Here is a 20,621-nt window from a genome sequence, read left to right as displayed (position 1 = left end):
TGGGCCTTCCCGCCTAAATAACAGGGATTGTGACGTGTTACTCATTACCGCACAGTGGTCCTCATTTATCTTGGAATGCGAGTGAAATGATGTGATGGGCGCGTTACGAGCGCTGTCGCTGTGTCACGCCCATTCTAAATATAACGAATAACGTGATACCGGATAACGTAGGGACAGGACATGGCTGCGGTCGAAAAAAATGAAGACCTGAAGACGAGTTTACGCATGTTGGTGCCGATCAGCGCCCTGTCGGATGAAAAATTCGCCGAACTGGCTGCCGGTACCCATATCCAGGAAATTAAATCAGGCGACAAGCTCTTTAGCGAGGGTGACAAGGATGCGCGTGCCGTCTACGTCCTGGCCGGCAAGGTCGCCATGATGTCTGGCAAGAGCGTGGTCGATACCGTGGTGGGGGGTACCGAACATTCTCGTTATCCGCTTGCCCACCATATCCCGCGCCAGCTGACGGCCGTGGCCAAGAATGCCGTCAGTTTCGTGCGTATAGACCCCCAGTTGCTCGATAATCTGCTCAATAGCAATGGGCCACAGCAGGAGACCTATGAGGTCAGCGAGGTCCTTGAAGAGGAAGACAGCGACTGGATGAGCCAGATGCTGCAGTCCGAGACCTTTGCCAAGTTGCCGGCGGAAAATATCCAGGCCCTGTTTATGCGTATGGAGGAGGTCGCGGTACAGACCGATGATGTCATCATCCGCCAGGGCGAACGCGGCGATTATTTTTTTATGGTGCGTCGTGGGCGTTGCCAGGTGAGTGTCGAAAAAAATAACCAGTCACGGGTTGTGGCGGAACTTAATGCAGGGGACTCGTTTGGTGAGGAGGCCCTGATCGCCGAGACCCTGCGAAATGCCACGGTGACCATGCTCAGTGACGGGGTTCTCATGCGGCTGTCTAAGGATGATTTCGACAGTCTGATGATACAACCGCTTATTAACTGGGTGAGCCAGGACGAAGCGATGATGATCGTCGAAGACGGCGGGGTCTGGCTGGATGTTCGGGCACCGAACGAATACAAGCAGTCCTGCATTGCCGGCAGCCATAATTTTCCCCTGTCGATCCTGCGCAGCAATGCCGAACGACTGAAGCCCACGCGTAAATACGTCATCTATTGCGACACCGGCAAACGTAGCTCAGTGGCGGCCTTCTTACTCAGTCAGCGTGGCTTTGATGCCTATGTGCTGGCAGGCGGATACACTCCGGAAATGGTCAGCCAGGTGGCCACTGAGTCTCCCCAGACAAAAAAACCGGATACCACGGTTGTCGATATCAATACCCGTCAGGCTGTAGCAGAGCTCGCAGACAAGACGGCGGCACAGCAGGATGCCGAGCAACGCGCCGCGACGGAGAGTGAACGTCGTGCCCAGGTTGAAGCCGAGCTCGTCCGGCTCAAGGCCACGCAGGAAGACGCCAGTCGCCTCGCCGAGGAGGAAACCCGCAAACGACTCAAGGCCGAAGAGGCCGTGGCACAGATGCAGATCGAGCAGGAGGCTGCACGTAAAAAGGCCGAGGAAGAGATCCAGAAGCGTAAAGAGGTCGAGGAAGAGGCCACCCGGATCAAACATGAGGCACAAGTAGCGCGTGACAAGGCTGAGGCCGAGGCCAGCAAGTTGAAGGCAGAAAGAGAGGCCGCACGTGAGAAGGCCGAGGTGGAATTAAGCGCCTTGCGTGAACAACGTGAGCAGGTGGAACAGCAGGCCGCCGCACAGGCGATAAAGATGAAAGAAGAGGCCGAGACGGCACGTGAGATCGCCGCCGGGGAGGCCTCGCGTTTGAAGGCGGAGGCCGAGGCGGCACGCCAGGCCGCAGAAGACGATGCACAACGTATCCGGGCCGAGGCGAGCGCGGCGAAGGAGCAGGCACAGGCTGAGACAGAAAGGTTGCAAAAAGAGCAGCTGGCAGCGCGTGAAAAGGCCGAGGCGGAGGCCGAACGCCTGCGTGTCGAGGCCGAACGGGTACGGGCCGAGGCCGAGGAAGAGGCTCGGCTGCGTTCCGAGGAACTGGCCTCGAGGATCGTTGCCGAGGCCGAGGCGGCCCGTTTTGAAATTGAGCAGGAGGCGGCGCGCCTGCTGACCGAGGCCGAGGCCGAGAAGCTGCGCGCCGAAGCCGAACATGCCGGTTTCCTTTCTTCACAGGAAGAGGTGCGGCTCAAGGTTGAGCAGGAGGTTGCCCGGATCAAGGCCGAGGCCGAACAGGCCCGGATCAAGGCCGAAGAGGAACAACATAAAATGCGCGAGGTCGAGGCGGCACGTCTGGGCGCAGAAGAAGAGGCGGCGCGTCTGAAGGCCGAGGCCGAGGCCAGTCGCCACCAGCTTGAAGAAGAGTTGAATCGACGTCAGGCCGAGGCCGAGAGTACCCGCCTCCGGGCGGAGGAAGAGGCGGCCAGGATTAAGGCCGAGGCCGAGAGTACCCGCCTCCGGGCGGAGGAAGAGGCGGCGCGCCTGGGTGCCGAGGTTGAGGCGGCGCGCATGGATGTCGAGAATGAAAATGCCGACGCATTGGTGCGTCTGGAATCTGAGGCCGAGGCCGCGCGGCTCGAGGCCAGTGAGGCCCTGCGTCTGAAAGAAGAGGCCGAAGCGGCGCGGCAACAGGCTGAGGCGGTAGCACGTCAGATACGTGAAGAGGCCGAGGCCGCGCGGCTGGCAGCCGAAGAAGATGCCAAGCGTATCCAGGCCGAGGCCGAGACCACCCGGCGTAAGGTCGAAGAAGAGGCCGAACGCATCAAGCAGCAGGCGGATGTGGCACGTCAACAGGCCGAGCAGGAGGCGGCGCGCCTGGCTAATGAGGCCGAGATGGCGCGGCAACAGGCCGAACGTGACGGTCAGCGTTTGCAGCTCGAGGCCGAGGCCGCACAGAAACGTGCCGACAGCATGATCCATAAAATGCGCGCCGATGCCGAGTCGTTAAAACAACGTGTGGTCGATGAGGATAAAGCCAGCAAGGCCACACCCGTCGCGGCAATGGATACGGATTTGCCGATAGAACAGGTCAATATCGAAGAGATCGCACCGCTGCTGGAGACAGATAACGATGAGGCCGAGATCATCGTAATGGGCGATCCCGGGGCGGAGGATGATTTTGTCGTGGTGCCATCCAGCTTCGTCGATGGTCAGGATGATATCGAAAAACTGATCAGTGAAGCATTTGATGAGGAGTCGGTATTTGTTTCGCAGTTTACCGAGCAGGTGATCGAGTCCCGTCTCGCCAGTGAAGAAAAAAGTCGGCGCGGCAAGTTATATGCCGGCATCGGTGTTGCCGCCGTGATTGTCGTCGGGGTTTTAGGCTGGTGGTTAAGTGGCGGTGACAAGGCGCCTACCCGGGTTGCGACGGCGCCTGCGCAGGTGGTGCCCGAACCCGTACCGGCACCTGGTGTTGACGAAACAGAAATTGCCAGGGCACCTTTAGCCATACCCTCACCACTAATCGAGTCACCCACCAGTCCCCAGGCCGTGACGGGTATTAAGTCTGAGCCCAAGCCGGTAACACATAAGCCAATATATATTCAGGACCCGCTCAAGCTAGGGGGCAAGGCCCCGGCTATGGCACTGATCCCGGCGGGGCGTTTTAGTATGGGCAGCCCCTCGTCTTCACCGGAGTTTGATGAGCGACCGCAGCATGAGGTGAGCCTGCGTAGTTTTGCCATGTCACGTTACGAGGTCAGCGTCGCAGACTTCCGCCGTTATGTGCAGGCCACGGGCAGTTCCGCTGCGGCTGTGAAGGGGCGCAAGGATAACGAGCCGGTAACAAAAGTCAGTTGGCTGGAGGCGGTGAAATATGCCAAGTGGTTATCGGCCCAGACCGGGCGCAAGTATCGTCTGCCGAGCGAGGCAGAGTGGGAATATGCCGCCAGTGCCGGGGTGACCAGCCGTTTCCCGTGGGGTAAAGAGATCGGCAAGGGTCAGGCCAATTGTTTTGATTGCGGTAGTCAGTGGGACCGTGCCGGGCCGGCGGCCATCGGTTCATTCAAGGCCAATGCCTTTGGCCTGAATGACATGGCAGGAAATGTCAGTGAGTGGCTGCAGGACTGTGCCAATAGTAATTACCGCGGCGCACCTGTGGATGGTTCCGCCTGGCAGCGTGGCGACTGTCAGCAGCGCATGGTGCGCGGTGGCGCCTTTAATAGCCCGTCTGACAGTCTGCGCCTGAAAAAACGCACACAGTATGCCATCGACAGTCGCCTGAATACGATTGGCATCCGACTGGTGCGCGAATAAGTTTCTCCACCAGGGTTTGTTGTGATTAAGCATTTATCGGTTACCACACGTGGTCAGGGTTTATATGACATGACTGCACAGCTTGCTGCGGCAGTCAGTGACGCGGGTATTGGCGAGGGCCTGTGTACGCTCTTTGTTCAACATACCTCGGCCAGTCTCATTATTCAGGAAAATGCCGACCCGGCTGTACAGGCAGACCTGCACAACTGGTTAAACCGTCTGGTCGCCGAAAATGACCCCCTCTATACGCACACCGATGAAGGTGTCGATGATATGCCGGCGCATATCAAATCGGTACTGACAGCGACCTCGCTGAGTATCCCGCTGGTGAAAGGGCAACTTGCCCTCGGTACCTGGCAGGGGGTGTATCTCTGGGAACACCGTCACCGTGGCAGTCTCCGCCGCCTGGTGGTCCACATCAGTGAATAGGGGGCGGTATGGATAATCTCAGAGAGGAGGTGCTTTGCCGCCTTGATGATATGGTCGACGACACGGCGAGAGGTTTCAGTGTCGATAACGGGGGGCAGGTACTGGCCGTGATTATCGTCCGCCAGGGGGCGGTTGTGTATGGCTATCGAAACCATTGTCCGCACACCGGTATCAACCTTGACTGGGTACCCGATCAGTTTTTCGATGGCAGTGGCGAGTACCTGCAATGCTCCGTACACGGTGCGTTGTTTCGTCTAGAAGATGGTTATTGTATCCGGGGGCCTTGCGCGGGTAAGAGTCTTGAGCCATGGCCTGTCTCCATCCGGGGTGAATACATTGTTTGTGCGGCACATTAGACCTGCTTGCGCCATAGCGGGGCCGATGGTGTAATGCCGACAGGAGAGAAGCTATGAAATACCTGATAACCATTTTACTGGGACTAAGTCTATTTACATCGCCTAGTCATGCAGATGACGCCAGTGAACTTGTCGATGATGCCAGACTCGTTATCAAGGCATTGCAAGAGGATCCCAATCAAGGCGCATTCCGTTCGATGTTGTCGCAGGCGCACGGTGTCCTGATCGTGCCTTCTTATATTAAGGCCGGACTCGTCTGGGGCGGTGCCGGGGGGACGGGTATCTTACTTTCCCATGATCATCAGAGTGGTGAGTGGAGTGCACCGGTCTTTTATTCCCTGGCCCTGGCGAGTGTCGGTCTGCAGATTGGTGTTTCATCATCGGAGGTCGTGATGGTGATCATGAATGAGCGCGGCCTGCGGTCGGTGATGAATAACAAGGTGAAACTGGGTGCCGATTTGAGTATTGCCGCCGGACCGGTCGGGGTGCGTAATGAAACGGCGACCACAGGTAATCTGGTCGCAGACATCTATTCCTATGCCCGCAGCCGGGGCCTGTTTGCCGGGGTATCGCTGGAGGGCGGGATCGTCAGCCTGAACGATAACTATAGTCAAAAGTATTATGGTCGCAAGATCAGTGCTGAAGAGGTGCTGTTACACAACACCTTCGGCAAGGATAAGGCCGAGGCCCTGAGAGACATACTGCGTCAGGTCTCAAGGCCCTGACTTTATGCGTTGCGAAGATATGCTGTTTTGCAACAACCTATGAGACGGTTAAGCAACAAGACATCTTGTTTTATTGATAAATCCTTTGGTGTACACTCGTAGCGGATTTTGGGTAAGCAATCTTAACCCGGGAAAAACAACAAGAATCTGTCTAAGGATGGGTATACGGGTAGGAGATGTTATTGAATGGCTGATAACGGTATGAAAATGGAAAAAATTCTCGTCGTCGATGACGATGATTCCTTCCGTTCCTTTCTTGAAGAATTACTCAGCCATAAAGGTTATAAAGTGATATCGGCCCCTAACGGGACGCGCGGTATCGAACTGGCGGGTTTGGAATTACCTGACCTGATCGTTCTGGATGTGATGATGCCGGATATGAGTGGTGGTATGACCGCCCATCACTTGTCAGAGAATATCGCCACCAAGGATATCCCGATTATCTTCCTGACCAGTATTATTTCCGAGGAACAGGAGATGATGGTCGATAACAAGGATGGTAGTTATCAATTTCTTGCCAAACCGATTCGTGCCGAGCGTCTGCTCGAAGAGGTGAAGAAGGCCCTGCAGGGGCCGTCGGAGTAATCTCTTGTGTGGCAGGCACGCTGGCAAGGGGTGTTACTCGCCGAGAGCGATGCCTGTGTTGAGCTGGAAGGCAACATCTATTTCCCTGCTGCGGCGATCCATGCCGAGTATTTTATAAACTCCCCGACTACCACTGCCTGCCCATGGAAGGGCACAGCACATTATTACCACCTTGTTGTGAACGGACAGACCCATCCTGATGCGGCCTGGTATTACCCTGCGCCGAAAGCCGCCGCAGACCGGATTAAAGACCATGTTGCCTTCTGGAAAGATGTCGAAGTTGCCCTGACGCTGGAAGCGTAGGGTACTCATGATGAAGCTTGAAAAGTTTCTTTGAGCGCCCTGACGCTGGAAGCGTAGGGTACTCATGATGAAGCTTGAAAAGTTTCTTTGAGCGCCCTGACGCTGGAAGCGTAGGGTACTCATGATGAAGCTTGAAAAGCTTCTATGAGCCACCACCCTCCTTCGGAGTGTCAGGGCGCTCACAGAACCCTAACGGGTTTCTCCCAAGAATCTCTACGAGCTTCATTAGGGATTTCCTGCACCTGCTCCGCAGGTTCTGGTCATTATGAGTTGCCCAGACTCACTAGACGTGAGTGGGGTATTCATGATGATGCCTGAAAGGCATCTATGATCCCTACCTCACTGTCCCAGTGAGGTCAAGGCAAAAAAAACGCGGGGACCGAAGTCCCCGCGTCTGCATAACGGTGTTAAGAAACCGTTATTAGTCTACACCCTGTACCGTGGCAACATCCTTCGCCAGGCGTTGCAGGCGCGGGAAGGTACCGTCCGGTGAACGCAGCGTGTCGAGGAAGGCGAGCACGGCCTCCTGGTCTTCGGCACTGCGTGCAAGGAAGGCAGACACGGCCGGATTGGCCTCACTGCTGGCATCGGCACCGTGTTCCCTGATGGCATCAGGAATGGTCAGGGCACGGCCATCATGCAGGTATGGAGCGGTATCCGCCACACCCCACAGGCGCATGGTCGTGAACATGGCATCGCCATTAAACTCGGCCAGTGACGGTCCCATGTAGTGACGCTTCAGGTCCGCAAACAACTCCACCGTGACACCACCGCGATTATTCTTGGGGAAGTTCATCGGTGGCTTGGTCAGGTCAACGCTGTAGTAGACAGCATGGGTTGGGTCATTACCGACCTCGTCAGAGCTGAAGGTAAGCAATTTACTGTGCGTGTTCATCTTCGGCTTGTGGCATTCGGTACAACCCACCTCATTCATGACACGACGACCACGGCGGGCCTCGGCATTCAGCTCGGTCTGGAAAGGCGTCTGCGCGGTGGCAACAAACACGCTCAGGGCAGATAACTCACCATCGGTGACTTCGTTAGAGATGCCGTCATTATCATCGTCATGGTTGCCAATCTGCATACCGAAGTGGAAGGACAGGGCACCTATGTCGAAGGTGCGGGTGGACTTGTTGTCACCCTTGCGACCGAATGGGGCGACGACAAGAAAGTCATCGTTATCGACTAATGCACCGTCAACATACCTCTTCGGACGCAGATCGAACACGCCCACTACACCATCAGCGATTTCCTCAGTGCTCGGGTCACCATCATGGTCAACCGTAACAATGTTGCCCGCAGCATCTTTGCTGACGCTGCCGAAATCGACACTCTTGGCACGCAGTGCCGTGGTCTCGTTAGGGCCGGTGTGCTGCAGCTGACGGTTCAGCCTGATGGTCATTTCCTTGGCGAGCAGTTCGATACCCCCGGCACCAAAGATGAAGGGCGGGTTGATGACACGGCCATTGATATTGGCCTGCTTGTCGCTCGTGGTCAGGTCAACGAAAGTCGCGCCCCCGGCACCGAGCACGTTATTGTTGACGCCACCGACACCACCGATACCGAATGTCATCGGCACCTTGCGGCGGCTGATGATACTGTGACACTCGAGACAGGCCTGGGCATCCAGGCCGTTAATGCGCTGGAAGGTGCCATTACCCTGCAGGGTGCCGCGCTCACCTTCGTGGTTCGTCCCGGGTGTTGGGCTGGGCGGGTTGTCGTCGCCGTCACCGTAGCCTTCCTGCTTCAGGAACGGGTTGGTGAACATGCGCATACCGGCGAGACGGATTTCATCACGGCTCAAATCAGTAATGGTGTCCTGGTTAACACGGAAATCATCACGATAGAGTTTGCCGATATCGACATCATCGCCGGCCATGGCGACGACAGGCGTGGCGAGCGCGATCGCGCAGGCAACGCTGAGATTACGTAATTTCATAGTATTTCTCCCTTTTGTTGTGAACGTACTTGTACGTGTCATACCTGTGCCCATATCACTACTGCACACAGCCTTCCTCTAAGGGCGACACATTGATTCTAACTTATTGTTATAATTAAACTTTACAGTTATTTTTTCTGTTCGCATCCCTTTTGAGCAGGATTTTGGAACGAGTCCATTCTACCGGACAAAGCGTGACAGGGGCGTGACGGGCACACACTTTCCTTGTAAGAAAATGCTGATTTTTGTGTAGGATGAGAGGCCGTTATTGGCCCGGAAAGCGCTTAGGTGTGTTCGCGGGCAATGGCGCGGTGGCCGATATCGCGACGACAGTACATGCCGTCCCAGTCAATCGTATTGACCAGTTTATAGGCGGCCTGCTGGGCCTCGGCGACGCTGTTACCGAGGGCACAGGCGCAGAGCACACGGCCGCCGTTGGTGACAACCTGGCCGTCCTTGAGCAGTGTGCCGGCATGGAAGACCTTGGTGCCCTCGGTTTCCCCTTCGGGCAGGCCACGAATGACGTCGCCCTTGCGGTAGCTGTTAGGGTAGCCCGCCGCAGCGAGCACGACGCCGAGTGAGGCGCGAGGGTCCCATTCGGCGCTGACCGTGTCGAGCTTGCCGTCAAGGGCTGCTTCAACCAGGTCGACGAGGTCCGACTTCAGGCGCAGCATGATCGGTTGGGTCTCCGGGTCACCAAAGCGACAATTGTATTCGAGGACCTTGGCACTGCCATCCGCGGCCACCATCAGGCCGGCATAGAGGAATCCGGTGTAGGGCATGCCCTCGGCGGCGAGACCCCGGACCGTGGGTTCAATGACTTCACGCATGACGCGGGCCTCAATCTCCGGGGTTAATACCGGGGCCGGTGAGTAGGCACCCATGCCCCCCGTATTGGGGCCTGTATCCCCCTCATTACGGGCCTTGTGGTCCTGTGAGGTGGCCATCGGCAGAATGTGCGTGCCATCGACCATGACAATAAAACTGGCCTCTTCGCCGCTGAGAAACGCTTCAATGACCACCCGAGAGCCCGCCTCACCGAAGGCATTACCGGCGAGCATGTCATTAACGGCATCGATGGCCTGCTGTTTGGTGTGGGCGATGATCACGCCCTTGCCGGCGGCCAGGCCGTCGGCCTTGACCACAATCGGTGCGCCCTGGTCTTTGATGTAGGCCACGGCCGGCTCGATCTCGGTAAAGGTCTGGTAGGCGGCGGTAGGGATATGGTGGCGGGCGAAGAAGTCCTTGCTGAAACGCTTCGAGCCCTCCAGCTGTGAGGGGGCCTTGTGCGGACCAAAGCAACGCAGGCCGGCTACCTCGAAGGCATCAACAATGCCAAGCACGAGCGGGGTCTCGGGGCCGATGACAGTCAGGGCAATGTCATTATTTTTGGCGAAGGCGATGAGTTCATCAATCGCCTCGACATCGATGGCAACATTTTCAATATTAGGTTCCAGTGCCGTACCGGCATTGCCGGGGGCGACAAAAACCTTATCAACGCGCGGTGATTGTGCCAGTTTCCAGGCCAGGGCATGTTCGCGACCTCCGCCGCCGACAACCAGTACATTCATGATCAGATTCTTCGCTCTATATTGGTGCATATGGAAATCTGCATGTCAGCGATAGCAAATTGAAAATGCTACAAATAGTTAACTAACAGGGTCTGGCTGACGATACAGTAACAGCACGACATTCTAAACGATCACCGGATCGAAGCGAAGGGACACTTTCAGCCTAAACATGTTGTTGTGGTGACTTTAGGCTATGCTTAATCCAATCGATTCCCGAGTTTGACAGTGTGGTATTGCTGGGGCTTGCATATAAATGCCTGACACGGCTATTCAAAGAATACTAACCATGACGATAAAAACGGGTTACCAGGGACGTTACAGTTAAGGTGCAGGGAGTGAAACGGTTATATCTCGTCATGCTGGTAGGCTTGCTCGCCTATGGCGGTCTGTTGTGGGCTGAACCGATATTACGCATGAATACGACCGGCCAGCCACCCCTGAATACGGCCGCCCAGGATGGTTTTATGGATGAGGTGGCGGCTGCGGCATTTCGGCGTATCGGTTACCCACTGCAGACCATACGCCTGCCGGCCGAACGCGGTCTGAAGAATGCCAATCGAGGTCTCATCGACGGCGAAATGAGTCGGGTCGCGGGGCTTGAACGTTATTACCTCAACCTGATCCGGGTGCCGGAAAAGATCATGGACTGGGAATTCGTGGTGTTCTCCTACAAGCCGGTCGAATTGCATCAGGGGTGGGCTGGCCTGTCAGGCAAGTCCGTTGCCCATGTCAATGGCTGGAAGATCCTTGAGAAAAATCTGCCGGTCACTACGGAAGTGACCAAAACCAGCAGCGCGGAGCAGTTGTTTAACCTGTTACGCAAAAGGCGTACGGATTATGTTTTGTACGAGCGCTGGGGCGGCCGTTACTTGTTGCGAGACCTTGACATGAACGATGTGCAGCTGCGTAGCCCACCGCTGGCCGTTAAGGAAATGTTTATATACCTGCATAACAGACACCAGGCACTGGTACCAAAATTGAGCGCTGCCCTGGTGGCTATGAAAAAAGATGGTAGCTATGCCCAGTTGGAGAAAAAACATTTGTTGCCATTAAAGTAGGCATGGCTATACAAAAAAGTGAATTTAATAAAGTGAATCTTATAAAGAATAATAATATTTTTCGCAGCAGCAGTCGTCTTGCCAGACGCCTGGTTATCTATGTGGTGCTGGCGAGCACCCTCATCACAGTGTTTACCTCGGCCTTTCAGTTGTACGAAATATATAAGGTGGATGTAAGCGGTATTGAGTCGCGTCTGAATGAAATTCGTGACAGTTATGTTGACAATATTGCCTCGCGGCTGTGGGTGGCGGACCAGGAGGAACTTGAGCAAACCCTGCAGGGCATCCTGCGCCTTCCGGATATCGAACATATCCGGGTCTATGAAGATGCGGAATTAATTATTGACAAAGGGACCTTGCCGAATACCAATACCATAAAACGGGAATACCCGCTGACATATACGTTTCAGAATCAGCCGCAACTGATCGGCCTGATACAGATCACCGCAAGCCTGGAAAGTGTATATCAGCACCTCATTGATCAGGCGACGACCATTATTATCAGTAATGCCATTAAGACATTCCTGATCAGTGGTTTCATGTTGTTTCTTTTTTTCCAGTTGGTGGCAAGACATTTACGCAAGATGGCGGAATATGCGGAGACTATCAGCATAAAAAACCTGGATCGCCGTCTGGTGCTGGATCGCCGGGAAAATGACAGCAGCCACCAGGATGAATTCGATTTGCTTGTCGATGCCTTTCATACCATGCAGTTCAATCTTGATGAATCGATCACACAACTGTCGAAGAATGAGCTGAACCTGTCACAGACACTCAACAGTATCGGTGATGGCGTTATTGCCACCGATATCAAAGGCCAGGTCACGCGGATGAACCGGGTGGCGGAAAAGTTGACGGGCTGGAAACTGGCCGATGCCAGGGGCAAGCCCCTGAGCGAGATATTTTCGATCGTTAATGCGCAGACACGTGAGCCTGCAGAAAATCCGGTGGAGCGGGTGATTGCAACCGGTGAGATGGTGGGTCTGGCCAGCCATACGGTGTTGATCGCCAGGGGTGGAACGGAGTACCAGATTGCCGACAGCGCGGCACCCATCTACGCTGAACAACAGCATATTATTGGTGCCATCCTCGTCTTCAGGGATGTCACGGAAGAATACGCCCTGCAGGAAACGATTAGAAGTAATGAGCAGCGCCTGCAGGCCATCATAAATAACAGCCCTGCGGTCATTTATGTCAAGGATGTTGAAGGCCGCTACATGATGATTAACCGGCAGTTTGAGACGCTCTTTAATATCAGTAGTGAGGAGATTTGTGGCAAGACCACACATGATGTATTTCCCCGGACGATTGCCGATGAAATGGCAAGTAATGACCAGGATGTGCTGCACTCCCGTCTGGCTTTGCATTCCGAGGAAAGAGCACCACAGGAAGATGGCATGCACATATATTCCAGCTCCAAATTCTGTCTGTTTGACCAGGAGGGCGAGCCTTATGCCGTGTGTGGTATATCAACCGATATCACCGAGTCACGAAAGCAGGCCGAATTGCTACGCCGTAGCCAGAAGATGGATGCCATCGGCAAACTTACGGGCGGTGTTGCGCATGACTTTAATAATATACTCAATGTGATTATTGGTTATGCCGAGATCCTGCGGCGGAATCTTGATAAGGATTCACCGAATCTGCATTTCACCGAGGAGATCAAGGCCGCCGGCGAACGTGGCGCGGCGTTAACCCGTAAATTGCTGTCGTTCTCCGGGCAAAGCGGCACCGAGGAGTCGAAGGTTAACATCAACAGGGTATTGCAGGACGATGCAAACATGTTGAAAAAGACACTCACCGCCAGGGTCCACGTGACGATGAAACTGGATGATGAGCTCTGGCCGGTCATGGTCGATAAGGGCGAGCTGGAAGACGCAATCCTGAATATGAGTATCAACGCCATGCATGCCATGCCGGGTGGTGGCAAGCTATCCTATGTCACACAGAATGAAAGCCTGGCGGCACTGGAGGCGGATGCAGTCGGTTTACCCTGTCCGGGCGATTACGTCAGGCTGTCAATCATTGACAGTGGTATCGGGGTTGATGAAAAAACACAAAGCAAGATCTTTGACCCATTTTTTACTACCAAGGGGAAACAGGGAACCGGACTGGGTCTGAGTCAGGTTTATGGTTTTATGGAACGGTGCGGCGGGATTATCACGGTACATTCCGATGTGGGCAGGGGTACCGAATTTTCTTTGTATTTTCCGCGCGATCATTCCGGAGCTATAGCCGATGAAGGCCCGTCGGGTGAAGGCGACGATCCTGAGGAATTTAGAGGTACTGAAATCGTGTTGTTGGTTGATGATGAAAAGGCCCTGCTGGAACTGGGTCAGAATATTCTCAGGCAACAGGGCTACAAGGTCTATTGTGCCGAAGGTGCTGACAGTGCCTTGTGGATCCTGTCGCGTAACAGGGTTGATGTGATGGTCAGTGATGTCATTATGCCGGGTATGGATGGTTATGAACTCGCTCGCCAGGTTAAACAAATGTATCCACAGGTCAAAATTCAACTTGCCAGTGGTTATACCAGCGACCTGAACAACAGGGAAAAAGACAACCCCTATAGCAAGACCCTTCTCGACAAGCCTTACTCTGTCAAAACCTTGTTGCGACGCGTGCGTAACTTGCTGGACTCAGAATGAAACCGGTGGAGAGGCACAAGGATTTATTGGCTCACAGAACCCTTTAGGGTTCTGTGGGCCAATGAGTCATCAATGTCTAAAGTGCCGCATGCCGGTGAAGACCATGGCGATGTCGTGTTCATCGGCGGCGGCAATGACCTCATCGTCACGCATCGAGCCACCCGGCTGGATGACGGCACGTATACCGACCGAGGCCGCCTGGTCGAGTCCGTCACGGAACGGGAAGAAGGCATCCGAGGCCATTACCGAACCCTTCACCTCCAGCCCGGCCTGTTCGGCTTTGATCGCGGCGATGCGGGCCGAATTGACGCGGCTCATCTGGCCGGCACCGACACCGATAGTCATATTGTTCAGGCCGTAGACGATCGCGTTCGACTTCACAAACTTGGCGACCTTCCAGCTGAACAACAGGTCGAGCATTTCCTGCTCGGTCGGCGCGCGTTTGCTGACGACCTTCAGGTCATCATAGAGGGCGAGGTCGGCACCCTGTACCAGCAGGCCACCGTTAACGCGTTTGTAATCGAAACGCGCAGCGGGTTCATTTGACCACTGGCCACACTCAAGCAGGCGGACGTTCTTCTTGCTGGCGACGACTTCAATCGCCTCCGGGCTGACACTCGGTGCGATGATCACCTCAACAAACTGACGTTCAACAATCGCGCTGGCCGTTTCGGCATCAAGGGCCTGGTTGAAGGCAATGATGCCACCGAAGGCCGATTCCGGGTCGGTGCTGTAGGCGCGGTCATAGGCCTCGAGCAGCGAGCCACCAATGGCGACTCCGCAGGGGTTGGCATGTTTGACGATGACACAGGCCGGGCCGTCGCTGTATTGCTTGACGCACTCGAGCGCGGCATCGGTATCACCGATATTATTATAGGAGAGTTCCTTGCCCTGTAACTGTCTGGCCGTGCTTATGCTGGCCTCCTTGCTACCGGCCTCAACATAGAAGGCCGCAGACTGGTGCGGGTTCTCACCGTAACGCATGGCCTGTACCTTCTGGAACTGCAGGTTGCAGGTGCGCGGGAAGTCTTGTTCGCCAGGTTCGGTACGCTCACCGAGGTAGTTGGCGATCGCACCATCATAGTTTGACGTATGTTCAAAAACCTTAACCGCGAGGTCGAAGCGTGTTGCATCGCTGACGGCACCGTTATTGGCGGCCATCTCTTCGAGTACGCGGGCATAGTCATCGGCATTGACGATTACGGTCACGTCTTTGTGATTCTTCGCGGCCGAACGCAACATGGTCGGGCCACCGATGTCGATGTTTTCGATCGCCATCGGCAGGTCGCAGTCCGGACGGGCAATGGTTTCCTGGAACGGGTACAGGTTTACAACCACCATATCGATGGGCGGGATATCGTGTTCGGCCATCACCGCGTCATCGATGCCGCGACGACCGAGCAGGCCACCGTGTACCTTCGGGTGCAGGGTTTTGACGCGACCGTCCATCATCTCCGGAAAGCCGGTGTAGTCGGAGACTTCGATAACCGTAATGCCATTGTCGGCCAGTAACTTGGCAGTGCCGCCGGTGGAGAGAATTTCTACACCTGAATCTCTCAGGGACTGGGCAAATTCAACAATGCCGGTTTTATCAGAGACACTGAGCAGGGCGCGACGAATAGCAGACATGGAAGACCTCGGAGGCAAAAGATGTAAAGGCGGTGGGTGTTAGTCGAGATTGTACTGTTTCATTTTCTTGCGCAGGGTACCGCGGTTCAGGCCGAGCATTATGGCAGCGCGGCTCTGGTTGCTGCGCGTGTAATCGAGTACGGCACGCAACAGGGGTTCTTCCATTTCCTGCAGGACCAGTTGATACAGGTCATCCGGCTCATGGCCGTCGAGGTGACGAAAATATTCTTCCAGGGCAGTGGCGATACACTCGCGTAAGGGGCGGTGGCTCTTTTCGGCGCTGACCTGAAACAAGGTTTCAAGCACGGCGGCTTCGGCAGTAGTACTCATGCAGCAAGTTCCTGTTTGTCGATGAGCTCGGCAAAGAACTCATGGACCATGTGAAGTTGATCATCAAGCGTTTCGATACGGTTAACAGCATCGCGGAAGGCAGCACCGTGGGTCTGGCCCTTGCTGTACCAGGAGATGTGCTTACGCGCCATGCGTACGCCGGTGTATTCACCGTAGAAGGCGTACAGGTTATCGAGGTGTTCAATAAGGATATCGCGGATCTCGGTTAGGCTAGGTTCGGCCAGCAGTGAACCGGTGTTCAGGTAGTGGTCGATCTCGCGGAAGATCCACGGCCGACCCTGGGCGGCACGACCGATCATAACGGCATCGGCACCCGTGTAGTCGAGCACGTGCCGGGCCTTCTCGGGCGTGTTGATATCGCCATTGGCGATTACCGGGATCGCAATACGGCTTTTAACCTCGGCGATGGTGTCGTATTCGGCCTCGCCCTTGTAGGCATCGGCGCGGGTGCGACCATGGATGGCCAGCGCCTGGATACCGGCCAGTTCGGCAATGCGGGCGATGTTGACGGCGTTGCGATTGTCACGGTCCCAGCCGGTACGAATCTTCAGGGTTACCGGGATATCAACGGCATTGACCACGGCCTCAAGGATGTCGCCGACCAGGCGCTCGTTCTGCAGCAGGGCCGAACCGGCCATGACGTTGCAGACCTTCTTCGCCGGGCAGCCCATATTGATATCGATGAGCTGGGCACCATTATCAGCATTGTGCCTGGCGGCCTCGGCCATCATGGCCGGCACGGCGCCGGCGATCTGTACTGATCTGGGGTCGGTTTCGCCATCGTGGTTGGCACGGCGCTTGGTCTTTTCGCTGCCCCAGAGCAGGGAGTTCGAGGAGACCATTTCGGAGACGGCCATGCCAGCACCGAGGCGTTTGCACAACTGGCGGAACGGGCGATCGGTGACGCCGGCCATCGGTGCGACGACGAGACGATTACTGATGTGGTAAGGCCCGATTTGCATGTTGCTGGTTTGTGTCCGAAATTGTTATTTTAAATACACAGTGTCGCCAACGGCGAACCGCCGATCATACCCCCTTCGACTCCATAGGCAAAGTGCCGGATTCACGTTTTAGGGCCTTATAACAGGTTAAAGTTGAAACTGACCGCCTGGCCGCCGGGATCGACGAGTTCCAGCGATAGGTTGACATCACTATTGATGGGCATACCGGCCTGAATATTCACATCATCCGGCAGGTATTCACGGGGTAGAAAATCGCGACCGACCAGGGCGCGGCCATCGAGGTCAGTGAACTGCAGGCGCAGGACAGGGTAGGGTTGGCGGAAGTGGGCCCGGTTCTGCATGCTTGCCTTGACCAGCAACGCGCCGCGCTGGGCCGGGTGACTGCGCACCTCGCTACGTGTGAGGAGGATCTTTTCCGGCTCACGCGGCAGGCTGAGCCGGCAGTCAAGAACCGCGCAGAAATCGCTCATGAAGGGTCGCAGTGCCGGCTGTTCGGCCAGGGTATCGCGCAGGACGTAGGTTGCTTGCAGAAGAAAAGTCACCAGCAGGGCAAGAATGGCGAGACTGTAGAGTCCGGTATGCGCCGTCCGCACGGGCATCGGCGCGGCGCTCAGCTCGGGGTAGAGCTGCGCGGCATCATAGGTTTCGGTGAGTAGCGGTATGGTTTCATCCGGGCCGCTGGGTTCAGTGATATCAGTCGCCGCTGTTGCCGCCTGCTGCCCTTGTGTAGCCTCGGCGACTTCTACCGTTTGGCCAGTCTGAATTTCTCCTGCGGCAAGCTCGTCCGGCTGGTATTCCTCATTGGCCGCATAATGTCCCAACCATGCCGTATTGATGGCCGGCGGGAGGCCGGCTACGGCGTCAGTAGGCGGAGTACTTTCAACGCCCCCTATGCCAGTCGAGGTATCCGCTGGGGCTTTCGCCAGTGTCTCGGTTGCATCCTCGGCCGGGGGCTCGGTGCTGGCGGCTTCTGTTTCTAGCGGTTGTTCGGCATGGTCATCTAGTGCGTCGAGAGAGGGTATTTCGATCTCAGGGACGTCTAATTCGGTAAGGACCAGTTCCTCAGGTTGTTCGAGTTCGATGCCCTCAAGCTCGACCTCGACAAGCTGGTTGTCGGTCTCAATATCGGGGAGGGTGATTTCATCCGCGCTAATAAGATCAATAGTTTTCGCGGGCAGCGTGTCGATAAAGTGCTCACGGGCGACAAACACATGCAGGCACTGGCCACAGCGGACCCGCCCCCCGGCGAGTTCAAGCTGTTCTTCACTGACGCGAAAGGCGGTGTGGCATTGTGGACATTGGGTCTGCATCATGGCTCGAAGATAGCATTATTGGCCGCCACGGCCATAGTGCTCAGTGGCCATTAGGATCTTTTGGTCCCGCTTAGACGAAACCAGTCACCCTCAGTGACGGGCTCGTCCATGTCACAGTAAGCGGTGTAGGCCTCGCGTACCGCCATGGCCTGTTCTTGCAAGATGCCGGATAGTGCTATTAAGCCGCCGGGTCGCAGGGCCTGGCAGAGGCTCGGCGCCAGCTCGACGAGCGGGCCGGCGAGGATGTTGGCCAGCACAACATCAAAGCGTTCATCATCATGCAGTTCGTGCGGCAGACCGGTGCGGATCTTGTCACTGACCCCGTTGCGTTCAGCGTTACTGCGTGTGGCAAGCAGGGCCTGCGGGTCGATATCGATGGCGGTAACGCTTTTGGCACCGAGCTTGGCGGCGGCGACGCCGAGGATGCCGGAGCCACAACCGTAATCGAGCACGGTCTTGTCTTGCAGGTCCTGTGCATCCAGCCAGGCCATGCACAGGGCCGTGGTCGGATGGGTGCCGGTACCGAAGGCCAGGCCGGGGTCGAGTAGGATGTTGACGGCCTCTGCTTCCGGGGCCTCGCACCAGCTCGGCACGATCCACAGCCGCTGGCCAAAACGCATCGGCTGGTAGTCGTCCATCCAGACGCGCGACCAGTCCTTATCCTCGAGCGGTTCGAGGCGCTGCGTGGCGAGGATGGTTTCCGGTATCTGTGTCGCGAGTTGCTGGCGCAGGGCCTTTGTATCGATGTCGGCCTCGAACAGGCCGGTGGCCTCGAGTTCGGTCCACATCGGTGTCTCGCCCGGGCCGGGTTCAAACAGGGGTTGGTCTTCGGCATCGACGAGTGTCACGGCCTGCGCACCGGCGGCCTCAAGCGCTTCGATCACGGCATCGGCGTGGGCGTTATCGGTGCGGAGTGTGAAACGTAACCATGGCATGATCAGGAGTTATTAACGCAAGGGGTCGCTTTCGTGCGTCCATGCACTTCGCGACACTTGTTCGTCCTAAACATCGCGCAAAGACGCAGAGAACGCAAAGGAAACATGAATAATTTTTTCATGGTTATTTTTTGTTCTTCTCGGCGACCTTCGCGTCTTTGCGACCTCTGCATTTATATCGGGATTCAAGAAAGGCGCTGTATTACAAGCCTAACTTTTTCTCGAGGAAGTGGATATTCGTGCCGCCGGCCTGGAAGGCGCTGTCGGCGAGGATGTCGAGTTGCAGCGGTGCGTTGGTCTTGATGCCATCGACGACCAGTTCGCTCAGGGCTCCTCGCATGCGGGCGATGGCGATATCACGGGTATCACCGTGGGTGATGATCTTGGCGATCATCGAATCGTAATTCGGTGGCACGCGATAGCCGTTATAGATGTGTGAATCAACGCGCACACCCGGCCCGCCCGGGGCATGGTAGTTATTGATCGTACCCGGTGACGGCATGAAGGTCTTCGGGTCCTCGGCATTGATACGGCACTCGATCGAGTGACCACGCAGGACAATGTCTTCCTGTTTATAACCAAGTTTCTCACCGGCGGCGATGCGGATCTGTTCCTTGACGATGTCGACACCGGTGATCATTTCGGTAACCGGGTGCTCCACCTGCACGCGTGTGTTCATTTCGATAAAGTAGAATTCGCCGTTTTCGAACAGGAACTCGAAGGTCCCGGCACCGAGGTAACCGGTTGAGCGGCAGGCTTCAGCACAACGCTCACCGATGAACTTGCGTTGCTCCGCGGTAATCCCCGGACCCGGTGCTTCTTCAACGACCTTCTGATGGCGACGCTGCATGGAGCAGTCACGTTCACCGAGATGGATGGCGTTACCATGCGAGTCGGATAGAACCTGGATCTCAATGTGGCGCGGGTCGCCGAGGAATTTTTCCATATAGACGATATCGTTGCTAAAGGCGGCGCGCGCCTCGCTGCGGGTCAGTGAAATTGCGTTCAGCAGTGCGGCCTCGCTGTGCACGACGCGCATACCACGTCCACCACCACCACCGGCGGCCTTGATGATGACAGGATAACCAATCTGGCGGGCTACCTCTAACACGTTGCTGTCATCCTCGGTAATTGGGCCATCGGAGCCTGGTACACAGGGGATACCGGCAGCGTTCATGGCCTCGATAGCGGCGATTTTATCGCCCATGGTGCGAATCGAGTGTGGCTTCGGACCGATAAAGGTAAAGCCACTCTGTTCGACACGTTCGGCAAAGTCGGCGTTTTCGGCGAGGAAGCCATAACCCGGGTGAATCGCCATGGCATCAGTCACCTCGGCGGCACTGATGATGGCAGGGACATTCAGGTAACTGTCGGCTGATGGGGGCGGACCGATACAGACGGCCTCGTCGGCCAGGCGCACGTGCTTCAGGTCACGGTCGGCAGATGAATACACGGCAACGGTCTTGATGCCCATTTCACGGCAGGCGCGCAGGATACGCAACGCGATCTCTCCGCGGTTGGCGATAACAATTTTTTCAAACATAGGATCCGATCACTCTCACTGACGGCAACTGATTACAGATGGCCGAC

Annotated in this window: 16 protein-coding genes; 8 read left to right on the top strand and 8 right to left on the bottom strand. The window is 56.0% G+C overall.

Annotated elements, in window-relative coordinates; all coding sequences use genetic code 11:
* Positions 1-180: 180 nt before the first annotated feature.
* The 6 genes from EL386_RS14445 (at position 181) to EL386_RS14420 (ending at position 6,625) form a co-directional block, all read left to right on the top strand.
* Positions 181-4,227 (top strand): SUMF1/EgtB/PvdO family nonheme iron enzyme, encoded by a 4,047-nt coding sequence (locus EL386_RS14445; protein ID WP_126456925.1) that lies wholly within the window; start codon positions 181-183, stop codon positions 4,225-4,227.
* Positions 4,228-4,248: 21 nt separating this feature from the next.
* Entirely contained in the window at positions 4,249-4,656 is a 408-nt protein-coding gene (locus tag EL386_RS14440) for a secondary thiamine-phosphate synthase enzyme YjbQ (protein ID WP_126456924.1), read from the top strand.
* Positions 4,657-4,664: 8 nt separating this feature from the next.
* The gene (locus EL386_RS14435) at positions 4,665-5,012 is read left to right on the top strand and encodes a Rieske (2Fe-2S) protein (protein ID WP_126456923.1); all 348 of its coding nucleotides are present in this window, start codon (positions 4,665-4,667) and stop codon (positions 5,010-5,012) included.
* A gap of 53 nt (positions 5,013-5,065) precedes the next feature.
* Positions 5,066-5,737, top strand: a complete 672-nt coding sequence (locus tag EL386_RS14430; RefSeq protein WP_126456922.1) for a lipid-binding SYLF domain-containing protein — start codon at positions 5,066-5,068, stop codon at positions 5,735-5,737.
* Between the two features lie 186 nt (positions 5,738-5,923).
* Positions 5,924-6,322 (top strand): response regulator, encoded by a 399-nt coding sequence (locus EL386_RS14425; protein ID WP_126456921.1) that lies wholly within the window; start codon positions 5,924-5,926, stop codon positions 6,320-6,322.
* Positions 6,323-6,328: 6 nt separating this feature from the next.
* Positions 6,329-6,625, top strand: coding sequence for a DUF427 domain-containing protein (locus EL386_RS14420; RefSeq protein WP_126456920.1), 297 nt, complete (start codon positions 6,329-6,331; stop codon positions 6,623-6,625).
* Between the two features lie 421 nt (positions 6,626-7,046).
* Here EL386_RS14420 and EL386_RS14415 read toward each other — a convergent pair whose 3' ends face one another.
* Both EL386_RS14415 and purD read right to left on the bottom strand, forming a co-directional pair.
* Positions 7,047-8,564, bottom strand: a complete 1,518-nt coding sequence (locus EL386_RS14415) for a di-heme oxidoredictase family protein (protein WP_172597743.1) — start codon at positions 8,562-8,564, stop codon at positions 7,047-7,049.
* A 284-nt stretch (positions 8,565-8,848) separates the two neighbouring features.
* On the bottom strand, positions 8,849-10,135 hold the full coding sequence (purD, locus tag EL386_RS14410; RefSeq protein WP_126456918.1) for a phosphoribosylamine--glycine ligase: 1,287 nt from the start codon (positions 10,133-10,135) through the stop codon (positions 8,849-8,851).
* A 335-nt stretch (positions 10,136-10,470) separates the two neighbouring features.
* On the opposite strand from purD, the gene EL386_RS14405 reads away from it, so the two are divergent.
* The gene (locus tag EL386_RS14405) at positions 10,471-11,193 is read left to right on the top strand and encodes a substrate-binding periplasmic protein (RefSeq protein WP_126456917.1); all 723 of its coding nucleotides are present in this window, start codon (positions 10,471-10,473) and stop codon (positions 11,191-11,193) included.
* A 2-nt stretch (positions 11,194-11,195) separates the two neighbouring features.
* Positions 11,196-13,841 carry a PAS domain-containing protein gene (locus EL386_RS14400; protein ID WP_126456916.1) on the top strand — a complete coding sequence of 882 codons (2,646 nt, stop codon included), beginning with the start codon at positions 11,196-11,198 and terminating at the stop codon, positions 13,839-13,841.
* Positions 13,842-13,910: 69 nt separating this feature from the next.
* Here EL386_RS14400 and purH read toward each other — a convergent pair whose 3' ends face one another.
* The 6 genes from purH to accC form a co-directional block, all read right to left on the bottom strand.
* Positions 13,911-15,470 carry a bifunctional phosphoribosylaminoimidazolecarboxamide formyltransferase/IMP cyclohydrolase gene (gene purH, locus EL386_RS14395; RefSeq protein ID WP_126456915.1) on the bottom strand — a complete coding sequence of 520 codons (1,560 nt, stop codon included), beginning with the start codon at positions 15,468-15,470 and terminating at the stop codon, positions 13,911-13,913.
* Positions 15,471-15,509: 39 nt separating this feature from the next.
* Positions 15,510-15,800 (bottom strand): DNA-binding transcriptional regulator Fis, encoded by a 291-nt coding sequence (fis, locus tag EL386_RS14390; protein WP_126456914.1) that lies wholly within the window; start codon positions 15,798-15,800, stop codon positions 15,510-15,512.
* On the bottom strand, positions 15,797-16,783 hold the full coding sequence (gene dusB, locus EL386_RS14385) for a tRNA dihydrouridine synthase DusB (protein WP_126456913.1): 987 nt from the start codon (positions 16,781-16,783) through the stop codon (positions 15,797-15,799). Before dusB ends, fis begins: the two co-directional genes overlap by 4 nt.
* 116 nt (positions 16,784-16,899) lie before the next feature.
* Positions 16,900-18,096, bottom strand: a complete 1,197-nt coding sequence (locus EL386_RS14380) for a DUF3426 domain-containing protein (protein WP_126457386.1) — start codon at positions 18,094-18,096, stop codon at positions 16,900-16,902.
* Positions 18,097-18,146: 50 nt separating this feature from the next.
* A complete protein-coding gene (gene prmA, locus EL386_RS14375) occupies positions 18,147-19,031 on the bottom strand; it encodes a 50S ribosomal protein L11 methyltransferase (protein WP_126456912.1) in 885 nt (294 codons plus the stop codon).
* A 202-nt stretch (positions 19,032-19,233) separates the two neighbouring features.
* Entirely contained in the window at positions 19,234-20,574 is a 1,341-nt protein-coding gene (accC, locus tag EL386_RS14370) for an acetyl-CoA carboxylase biotin carboxylase subunit (protein WP_126456911.1), read from the bottom strand.
* Between the last annotated feature and the right edge of the window lie 47 nt (positions 20,575-20,621).

It is taken from the genome of Sulfuriflexus mobilis (assembly GCF_003967195.1).
Classification (GTDB): Bacteria; Pseudomonadota; Gammaproteobacteria; order AKS1; family AKS1; genus Sulfuriflexus; species Sulfuriflexus mobilis.
The sequence above is the reverse complement of the archived record's forward strand: the minus strand, read 5'-3'. Positions and strand labels throughout refer to the sequence as shown.

Bases quoted from the DNA above. Each gene is read 5' to 3' on its own strand.
- EL386_RS14445 (WP_126456925.1), top strand. From the start codon at position 181: ATGGCTGCGGTCGAAAAAAATGAAGACCTGAAGACGAGTTTACGCATG.
- EL386_RS14435 (WP_126456923.1), top strand. From the start codon at position 4,665: ATGGATAATCTCAGAGAGGAGGTGCTTTGCCGCCTTGATGATATGGTC.
- EL386_RS14430 (WP_126456922.1), top strand. From the start codon at position 5,066: ATGAAATACCTGATAACCATTTTACTGGGACTAAGTCTATTTACATCG.
- EL386_RS14425 (WP_126456921.1), top strand. From the start codon at position 5,924: ATGGCTGATAACGGTATGAAAATGGAAAAAATTCTCGTCGTCGATGAC.
- EL386_RS14415 (WP_172597743.1), bottom strand. From the start codon at position 8,564: ATGAAATTACGTAATCTCAGCGTTGCCTGCGCGATCGCGCTCGCCACG.
- purD (WP_126456918.1), bottom strand. From the start codon at position 10,135: ATGAATGTACTGGTTGTCGGCGGCGGAGGTCGCGAACATGCCCTGGCC.
- EL386_RS14400 (WP_126456916.1), top strand. From the start codon at position 11,196: ATGGCTATACAAAAAAGTGAATTTAATAAAGTGAATCTTATAAAGAAT.
- purH (WP_126456915.1), bottom strand. From the start codon at position 15,470: ATGTCTGCTATTCGTCGCGCCCTGCTCAGTGTCTCTGATAAAACCGGC.
- fis (WP_126456914.1), bottom strand. From the start codon at position 15,800: ATGAGTACTACTGCCGAAGCCGCCGTGCTTGAAACCTTGTTTCAGGTC.
- dusB (WP_126456913.1), bottom strand. From the start codon at position 16,783: ATGCAAATCGGGCCTTACCACATCAGTAATCGTCTCGTCGTCGCACCG.
- EL386_RS14380 (WP_126457386.1), bottom strand. From the start codon at position 18,096: ATGATGCAGACCCAATGTCCACAATGCCACACCGCCTTTCGCGTCAGT.
- prmA (WP_126456912.1), bottom strand. From the start codon at position 19,031: ATGCCATGGTTACGTTTCACACTCCGCACCGATAACGCCCACGCCGAT.
- accC (WP_126456911.1), bottom strand. From the start codon at position 20,574: ATGTTTGAAAAAATTGTTATCGCCAACCGCGGAGAGATCGCGTTGCGT.